General features: G+C 52.7%; 6 protein-coding genes. 3 read left to right on the top strand and 3 right to left on the bottom strand.

The window, feature by feature from the left end; translation table 11 throughout:
* Position 1: 1 nt before the first annotated feature.
* From aroA to QRD42_RS12260, 3 genes are all read right to left on the bottom strand, one after another.
* A complete protein-coding gene (gene aroA / locus QRD42_RS12270; RefSeq protein WP_321987238.1) occupies positions 2–1,285 on the bottom strand; it encodes a 3-phosphoshikimate 1-carboxyvinyltransferase in 1,284 nt (427 codons plus the stop codon).
* A gap of 72 nt (positions 1,286–1,357) precedes the next feature.
* On the bottom strand, positions 1,358–2,446 hold the full coding sequence (serC, locus tag QRD42_RS12265) for a 3-phosphoserine/phosphohydroxythreonine transaminase (protein WP_321987237.1): 1,089 nt from the start codon (positions 2,444–2,446) through the stop codon (positions 1,358–1,360).
* 161 nt (positions 2,447–2,607) lie between these two features.
* Positions 2,608–3,300 carry a DUF421 domain-containing protein gene (locus tag QRD42_RS12260; RefSeq protein ID WP_321987236.1) on the bottom strand — a complete coding sequence of 231 codons (693 nt, stop codon included), beginning with the start codon at positions 3,298–3,300 and terminating at the stop codon, positions 2,608–2,610.
* Between the two features lie 138 nt (positions 3,301–3,438).
* Between QRD42_RS12260 and ycaO the strand changes: the two genes are divergently transcribed.
* The 3 genes from ycaO to pflB all read left to right on the top strand — a co-directional run bounded on the left by ycaO (position 3,439) and on the right by pflB (position 8,795).
* Entirely contained in the window at positions 3,439–5,199 is a 1,761-nt protein-coding gene (gene ycaO / locus QRD42_RS12255) for a 30S ribosomal protein S12 methylthiotransferase accessory factor YcaO (RefSeq protein WP_321987235.1), read from the top strand.
* A gap of 404 nt (positions 5,200–5,603) precedes the next feature.
* The gene (gene focA / locus QRD42_RS12250) at positions 5,604–6,461 is read left to right on the top strand and encodes a formate transporter FocA (RefSeq protein ID WP_158684888.1); all 858 of its coding nucleotides are present in this window, start codon (positions 5,604–5,606) and stop codon (positions 6,459–6,461) included.
* 51 nt (positions 6,462–6,512) lie between these two features.
* Entirely contained in the window at positions 6,513–8,795 is a 2,283-nt protein-coding gene (gene pflB, locus QRD42_RS12245; RefSeq protein ID WP_321987234.1) for a formate C-acetyltransferase, read from the top strand.
* Positions 8,796–8,892 lie beyond the last annotated feature (97 nt).

Genomic DNA, 8,892 nt, shown 5'->3' with positions numbered 1-8,892 from the left:
TTTACGCCAGCGTGCTGATGCGCGCTAACTGTTCGAAATAATCCGGGAAGGTTTTCGCCGTACATTTTGGATCAAGAATGGTAACCGGCGTATCGGACAGCGCCACCAGCGAGAAGCACATCGCCATACGGTGGTCGTTATAGGTGCCGATCTCGGCCAGGGTTAACGAGGCCGGAGGGGTGATGCGAATATAATCTTCACCCTCCTCCACCTCTGCGCCCACTTTGCGCAGTTCGGTCGCCATCGCAAACAGACGGTCGGTCTCTTTTACGCGCCAGTTGTAGATGTTGCGCAGCGTAGTGGTGCCGCGGGCAAACAGCGCTGCCGTGGCGATGGTCATTGCCGCATCCGGGATATGGTTCATGTCCATATCCACCGCATTCAACTCGCCATGCGTACAGGCAATGTAGTCATCGCCCCACTCCACGGTCGCGCCCATTTTCTCCAGCACGTCCGCAAAACGGATATCGCCCTGCACGCTATTACGACCAATGCCGGTGACTTTTACCGTCCCGCCTTTGATGGCGCCTGCCGCAAGGAAGTAAGAGGCAGAAGAGGCATCGCCTTCCACCAGATAATGCCCCGGGGAGTGGTAACGCTGGGCACCGCGTACCACAAAGCGCTGATAATTATGGTTGTCCACCGCCACACCGAATGTTTTCATCAGATGCAGAGTGATGTCGATGTAGGGCTTAGATACCAGATCGCCTTTGATGGTAATAAAAGTGTCCTGCGCCGCCAGCGGCGCGGTCATCAGCAGTGCGGTTAAAAACTGACTGGAGACGCTGCCGTCAACCTCAATCTCGCCGCCGGTGAAACCACCGCGTAAACGCAGCGGCGGGTAATTTTCCTGCTCCAGATAGTCGATCTGCGCGCCGCCCTGACGCAGGGCGTCCACCAGATGCCCGATAGGACGCTCTTTCATACGCGGCTCGCCGGTCAGCACCAGATCGTTGTTTCCCAGACAAAGCGCCGCCGCCAGCGGGCGCATCGCCGTACCGGCGTTACCTAAAAATAACTCCAGCTTTTCAGCGGAAACTAACGGGCCGCCTGCGCCTGTCACTTCACAGCGGGTACGATCGTCGGACAGCCTGTACTCCACCCCTAACGCACTCAGGGCATTGAGCATATGGCGAACGTCATCACTGTCCAGCAGGTTCGTCAGAACGGTGGTGCCGTGCGCCAGTGCGGCCAGCAGCAACGCGCGGTTGGAGACGCTTTTTGAACCTGGCAGATTGATGGTGCCATTAACACGCGCGATGGGTTGTAAAGTCAGGGATTCCATGAAGCTTAACTCTCAAAAAAACGGAATAAAAACCCCGCAGTCAGGCTGCGGGGGTAGCGGTGGGATGCGGGATTAACCGTGGCGACGTTCGAAATCCGTCATGAAGTCGGTCAGGGCCTGCACGCCTTCCAGCGGCATGGCGTTATAAATCGAGGCGCGCATACCGCCCACGACGCGGTGGCCTTTCAACGCATGTAAACCGGCGGCGAAGGACTCTTCAAGGAACAGCTTATCAAGCTGGCTGTCGGCCAGCTGGAAAGGCACGTTCATGCGCGAGCGGTTTGCGACGGCCACGTCATTGCGGTAGAAGTCGCTGTTATCGATGACGCCGTACAGCAGGCTGGCTTTTTGCTGATTGATGCGGTCCATGGCCGTGACGCCGCCATTCTTTTTCAACCATTTGAACACCAGCCCTGACAGATACCAGGCAAAGGTCGGCGGAGTGTTAAACATGGAGTCGTTATCGTTTAACACGGTGTAATCGAGGATCGATGGACAGGCGGGATGCGCTTTGCCGAGCAGATCTTCACGTACGATCACCAGCGTCAGTCCGGCCGGGCCGATATTTTTCTGCGCGCCGGCGTAAATCACGCCGAAGCGGCTGACATCCAGCGGCGAGGACAGAATGGTCGAGGATAAATCCGCCGTTACCACGACGTCGCGCCCGAAATCCGGAGTCTCATGAATGGCGATACCGTCGATGGTTTCGTTCGGGCAATAATGCATATAGGCGGCGTTATCGCTCAGTTGCCACTCACGCATCGGCTTCACAGCACGCAGACCGTCAACGGTAGTTTTAGCGTCAATGACGTTTGGGGTGCAGTATTTTTTCGCTTCTTTTACCGCGCTCGCCGCCCAGTATCCGGCATCAACGTAATCAGCCGTGGTTTTATCACCGAGCAGATTGAGCGGTATACCGGCGAACTGACCGCGCCCGCCGCCGTGACAGAATAAAACTTTATAGTTTGAGGGGATGTTCAGCAGATCGCGAAAATCCTGTTCTGCCTCTTCAGCAACCTGAATAAATTCTTTTCCACGGTGGCTGATTTCCATTACCGATGTGCCAAGACCGTTCCAGTCGCACAACTCCTGTTGCGCCTGTTTGAGCACCTCTGCCGGTAAAACTGCCGGACCTGAACTGAAATTAAAGACCTGAGCCATTTCCCCTCACCACGCTGATAGCAATAAGTAATTCCTGTGACATCGGTTTTACCATTCAGTGACCGGTGTCGCAACGGGTAATGGCGCACAGCCCGGAATTGTGCGCCTAATCACATAGCACAATGTCCGGACTTGCTGATTTCTTATGGAGAAAAACGCTGTCAGGTGATGCGGAGCGCGCGGCTTGCTTTTGACCATTCGGGATGGTCGCAGCGCGGGCAGAGCATCCGCTGACCCGCCTTCATTCTTATGACCTCACTGCACCTTATGCAGGCGTAATCATCTTCTTCAGGAATAGTCGTGAAACGCGGGCTCCATTCCGGCGGCAATATACTCAGACCAGGACGGACTTCATCATCAGGATAATAATAAAGGCTGATCTGACCATTGGTTTCCATGATCGCCAGTTTGACCTGCCCCAGCTGTTCGACGCCGTTAACCCGCAGCTCCATAAAAAATTCAAATTCGGTGAGGTTTTCTTTTTGCAACTTTTCCCACGCCAGCTCGCCTTCTTCAATGACAATCACCGCCTTACCTTCAAAAAGATCTTCCAGTTTTTCACTGTGCGCCATCAACCACATCACCAGCCGGTAAAGTACCGCCAGGGTAAGAAACACAATAAATACGGGCAGCATAGGGACATCATCGTAAAACGCCACGTCCCCCGCAGCCGATCCCAATGTCAGAATTATCAGCACTTCAAACAGCGACATCTGCCGTACGCCACGGCGACCTGCCAGCTTAAGAAATATAAAAACCAGTACAAAAGTATAAAGACTACGCAGCGCGACTTCGCCCAAAAACTCCAGCGGCACTTTATCCAGCATCATACGTTGCAGATCAAACGCTTTCATTTTATTCATCCTGAACAGTACGTTAGTGCTTATAAGCATAGTGGGGAGTTTTATTTTTGCCGCCCGGCTTACTTCGATAGCGCCTGTCACGCAAAACCCGTATCATTGCGCGCTTTCCGTACGAATAAAGTGAAGACAATGACGCAAACATTTATCCCCGGCAAAGATGCCGCTCTGGAAGATTCCATCGCCCGCTTCCAGCAAAAACTGCTCGATCTCGGCTTCGATATAGAAGAAGCCTCCTGGCTGAATCCGGTTCCGAACGTCTGGTCTGTGCATATCCGGGATAAAGCCTGCTCACTGTGCTTTACCAACGGCAAAGGTGCGACTAAAAAAGCCGCGCTGGCGTCCGCGCTGGGCGAATATTTCGAACGCCTGTCCACTAACTATTTCTTTGCCGATTTCTGGCTGGGCGATGCCATCGCCAATGGCCCGTTCGTTCATTACCCTAACGAAAAATGGTTCCCGCTGCCGGAAGACGATGAGCTGCCGAAAGGCATTCTTGATGAGCGTCTGCGCGCGTTCTACGATCCGGAAAACGAACTGACCGCCAGCATGCTGATTGATTTGCAGTCCGGCAATGAAGAGCGTGGGATCTGCGGCCTGCCTTTTACCCGTCAGTCCGATCAGCAGACGGTTTATATTCCGATGAACATCGTTGGCAACCTGTACGTTTCTAACGGTATGTCCGCAGGCAACACCGCCAACGAAGCCCGCGTACAGGGTCTGTCTGAGGTGTTTGAGCGCCATATCAAAAACCGCATCATCGCCGAAAGCATCAGCCTGCCGGAAATCCCGGCTGACGTGCTGGCGCGCTATCCGGGCGTGGTGGCATCCATTGAAACGCTGGAAGCCGAGGGTTTCCCGATTTTCGCTTATGACGCCTCGCTGGGCGGTAAATATCCGGTGATCTGCGTCGTGCTGTTTAATCCGGCTAACGGTACCTGCTTCGCCTCTTTCGGCGCGCACCCGGACTTCGGCGTGGCACTTGAGCGTACTGTGACCGAGCTGTTGCAGGGACGCGGACTGAAAGATCTCGACGTCTTTACGCCGCCAACCTTTGATGATGAAGAAGTGGCTGAACATGCGAACCTCGAAACGCACTTTATCGATTCCAGCGGTCTGATTTCCTGGGACATGTTCAAACAGGATGCGGATTATCCGTTCGTGGACTGGAGCTTTGCCGGCACCACCGAAGAAGAGTTTGCCACCCTGATGGCCATCTTTAAGGCGGAAGATAAAGAAGTCTATATCGCCGACTACGAGCACCTGAGCGTGTACGCCTGCCGCATCATCGTGCCGGGAATGTCTGATATTTATCCGGCGGAAGATCTGTGGCTGGCGAATAACAGCATGGGCGCGCACCTGCGTGAGACTCTGCTGGCGTTGCCGGGCAGCACGTGGGAAAAAGAGGATTATCTCAATCTGATCGCGCAGCTGGATGAAGAAGGCCATGACGATTTCACCCGCGTGCGTGAACTGCTGGGTATCGCCACAGGTAAAGATAATGGCTGGTACACGCTGCGCATCGGCGAACTGAAAGCGATGCTGGCGCTGGCGGGTGGCGACACCGAGCAGGCGCTGATCTGGACGGAATGGACGATGGAGTTCAACGCCTCGATCTTTACGCCGGAACGCGCCAACTACTATCGTTGTCTGCAAACGCTGTTGCTGCTGACGCAGGAAGAGGATCGCGAGCCGCTGCAATATCTGCACGCTTTTGTGCGTATGTACGGCGCAGAGGCCGTGGAAGCGGCCAGCGCGGCGCTGAGCGGTGAAGCGCCCTTCTATGGCCTGCAGGCCGCCGACGGTACATTGACCGCCTTCCCGGCGCATCAGTCTCTGTTACAGGCATATGAGAAGTTGCAGCGCGCGAAAGCGGCCTACTGGACAAAATAAGCAGAAATAACATTACAACCTGTAGGCGTAAACGCAGGTTCAGGCTATATTACGGGGCGATTAAATCGCCCCTTTTTTTATTATTTTGTAATGAACCGCAAATGTAATAATTAAGTTAATTATGGGTGAATATTATTATCGATACCCAGGCAGAATTGTTACTTTTTTAAGTCATTACTCCATATTAATTAACTGTCAGCCGGGAGAGCATATAATTTTTTTCAACACTTTTAATAAACTTTAAAATTTATTTTTATTTGGATAATCAACACGTTACTCCGTATTTGCCGAAAAACCATGCGCTTTACGGGCCTATAAGCCAGGCGAGATATGATCCACATCAATTTCTCTTCTATAATGCTTTGTTAGTATCTCGTCGCCGACTTAATAAAGAGAGAGTTAGTGTGAAAGCTGACAACCCTTTTGATCTATTGCTACCAGCTGCTATGGCGAAAGTTGCCGAGGAAGCCGGTGTCTATAAAGCAACGAAACATCCGCTGACCACCTTTTATCTGGCGATCACCGCGGGCGTATTCATCTCCATCGCTTTCGTGTTCTACATCACTGCCACGACCGGCACCGCGACTATGCCGTTCGGTATCGCCAAACTGATTGGCGGCATATGTTTTTCTCTGGGGCTGATCCTGTGCGTTATCTGCGGCGCCGACCTGTTTACTTCAACGGTACTGATTGTCGTCGCGAAAGCCAGCGGACGCATCACCTGGGGCCAGCTCGCCCGGAACTGGGTTAACGTTTATGTCGGCAACCTGATTGGTGCGCTATTATTCGTACTGTTGATGTGGTTATCTGGTGAATATATGGTCGCTAACGGTGGCTGGGGACTCAACCTCCTGCAAACCGCCGATCATAAAATGCATCACACTTTTGTCGAAGCCGTGGCTCTCGGGATCCTGGCAAACCTGATGGTCTGTCTGGCGGTATGGATGAGTTACTCCGGCCGCAGCCTGATGGATAAAGCCCTCATCATGGTTCTGCCCGTCGGTATGTTTGTCGCCAGCGGCTTCGAACACAGTATTGCAAACATGTTCTTGATCCCACTGGGTATCGTAATTCGTCATTTTGCAGCGCCGGAGTTCTGGACCGCGATCGGTTCGACTCCAGAAAGTTTTTCTCATCTGACAGTGATGAACTTCATAACAGATAACCTGATCCCGGTAACCATCGGGAACATTATCGGCGGGGGTTTACTTGTTGGGTTGACATACTGGGTCATTTACCTGCGTGGCGACGACCATCATTAATGGTTGCCTCAGGCAGTAAATAAAAAATCCACTTAAGAAGGTAGGTATCATATGTCCGAGCTTAATGAAAAGTTAGCCACAGCCTGGGAAGGTTTTGCGAAAGGTGACTGGCAGAACGAAGTCAACGTACGCGACTTTATCCAGAAAAACTACACGCCTTACGAGGGTGACGAATCCTTCCTGGCCGGCGCCACTGAAGCTACCACCTCGCTTTGGGACAAAGTGATGGAAGGCGTGAAGCTGGAAAACCGCACTCACGCACCTGTTGATTTCGACACCTCAATTGCCTCCACCATTACTTCTCATGATGCTGGCTACATTAACAAAAGCCTTGAGAAAATCGTTGGTCTGCAAACTGAAGCGCCTCTGAAACGTGCGATCATCCCGTTCGGCGGCATCAAAATGGTTGAAGGTTCCTGCAAAGCGTACAACCGCGAGCTGGACCCGATGCTGAAGAAAATCTTCACTGAATACCGTAAAACGCATAACCAGGGCGTGTTCGATGTTTACACCAAAGACATCCTGAACTGCCGTAAATCCGGTGTGCTGACAGGTCTGCCGGATGCCTATGGCCGTGGCCGTATCATCGGTGACTATCGTCGCGTTGCGCTGTACGGCATCGACTTCCTGATGAAAGACAAATATGCCCAGTTCCTGTCCCTGCAGGACAAACTGGAAAACGGCATTGATCTGGAAGCGACTATCCGTCTGCGCGAAGAAATCGCCGAACAGCACCGTGCTCTGGGCCAGATCAAAGAGATGGCTGCTAAATACGGCTGCGATATTTCTGCTCCGGCAAAAAATGCGCAAGAAGCGGTACAGTGGACTTACTTCGGCTACCTGGCCGCTGTGAAATCCCAGAACGGCGCAGCAATGTCCTTCGGTCGTGTTTCCACCTTCCTCGACGTGTACTTTGAGCGCGACCTGAAAGCGGGCAAAATCACCGAACAAGAAGCTCAGGAACTGATTGACCACCTGGTCATGAAACTGCGTATGGTTCGCTTCCTGCGTACCCCTGAGTATGATGAACTGTTCTCCGGCGACCCGATTTGGGCAACTGAATCTATCGGTGGTATGGGCGTTGATGGCCGTACTCTGGTTACCAAAAACAGCTTCCGTTTCCTGAACACCCTGTACACCATGGGTCCGTCTCCGGAACCAAACATCACCGTGCTGTGGTCAGAAAAACTGCCGATGGCCTTCAAAAAATACGCAGCGAAAGTGTCTATCGATACTTCCTCCCTGCAGTATGAAAATGATGACCTGATGCGTCCTGACTTCAACAACGACGACTACGCGATCGCCTGCTGCGTAAGCCCGATGGTTGTTGGTAAGCAAATGCAGTTCTTCGGCGCTCGCGCTAACCTCGCGAAAACCATGCTGTACGCTATCAACGGCGGCGTTGATGAAAAAATGAAAATCCAGGTGGGTCCGAAGTCTGAACCTATCAAAGGCGATGTCCTGAACTTCGACGAAGTGCTGGATCGCATGGATCACTTCATGGACTGGCTGGCTAAACAGTACGTCACCGCACTGAACATCATCCATTACATGCACGACAAGTACAGCTACGAAGCCTCTCTGATGGCGCTGCACGACCGTGACGTTATCCGCACCATGGCGTGTGGTATCGCAGGTCTGTCCGTTGCGGCTGACTCCCTGTCGGCAATCAAATATGCGAAAGTCACCCCGGTGCGTGACGAAGACGGTCTGGCGATCGACTTCAAAATCGAAGGTGAATACCCGCAGTTTGGTAACAACGATGCTCGCGTAGATGACCTGGCGGTTGACCTGGTTGAACGTTTCATGAAGAAAATTCAGAAACTGACTACCTACCGTAACGCTATCCCGACGCAGTCTGTTCTGACCATCACCTCTAACGTTGTGTATGGTAAGAAAACCGGTAACACCCCGGATGGTCGTCGTGCTGGCGCGCCGTTTGGACCAGGTGCTAACCCGATGCACGGCCGTGACCAGAAAGGCGCCGTTGCCTCTCTGACTTCCGTTGCGAAACTGCCGTTCGCTTACGCTAAAGATGGTATCTCTTACACCTTCTCTATCGTACCGAATGCACTGGGTAAAGATGACGAAGTGCGTAAAACCAACCTGGCAGGCCTGATGGATGGTTACTTCCATCACGAGTCTACCATCGAAGGCGGTCAGCACCTGAACGTCAACGTCATGAACCGTGAAATGCTGCTCGACGCGATGGAAAACCCGGAAAAATATCCGCAGCTGACCATCCGTGTATCCGGCTACGCGGTACGTTTTAACTCCCTGACGAAAGAACAGCAGCAGGACGTTATTACCCGTACCTTCACCCAGACCATGTAATTTCATGTCCGGCTGAAAAAGCGTACAATAAAGGCTCCACTTATGTGGGGCCTTTTTAACAGTTCCCCCTCTTCATCAAGCCTGCTTTGCCAAGTGT

This window comes from Enterobacter sp. PGRG2 (assembly GCF_030291195.1).
GTDB lineage: Bacteria > Pseudomonadota > Gammaproteobacteria > Enterobacterales > Enterobacteriaceae > Enterobacter_D.
This window is presented reverse-complemented; position numbering and strand designations above follow the sequence as displayed.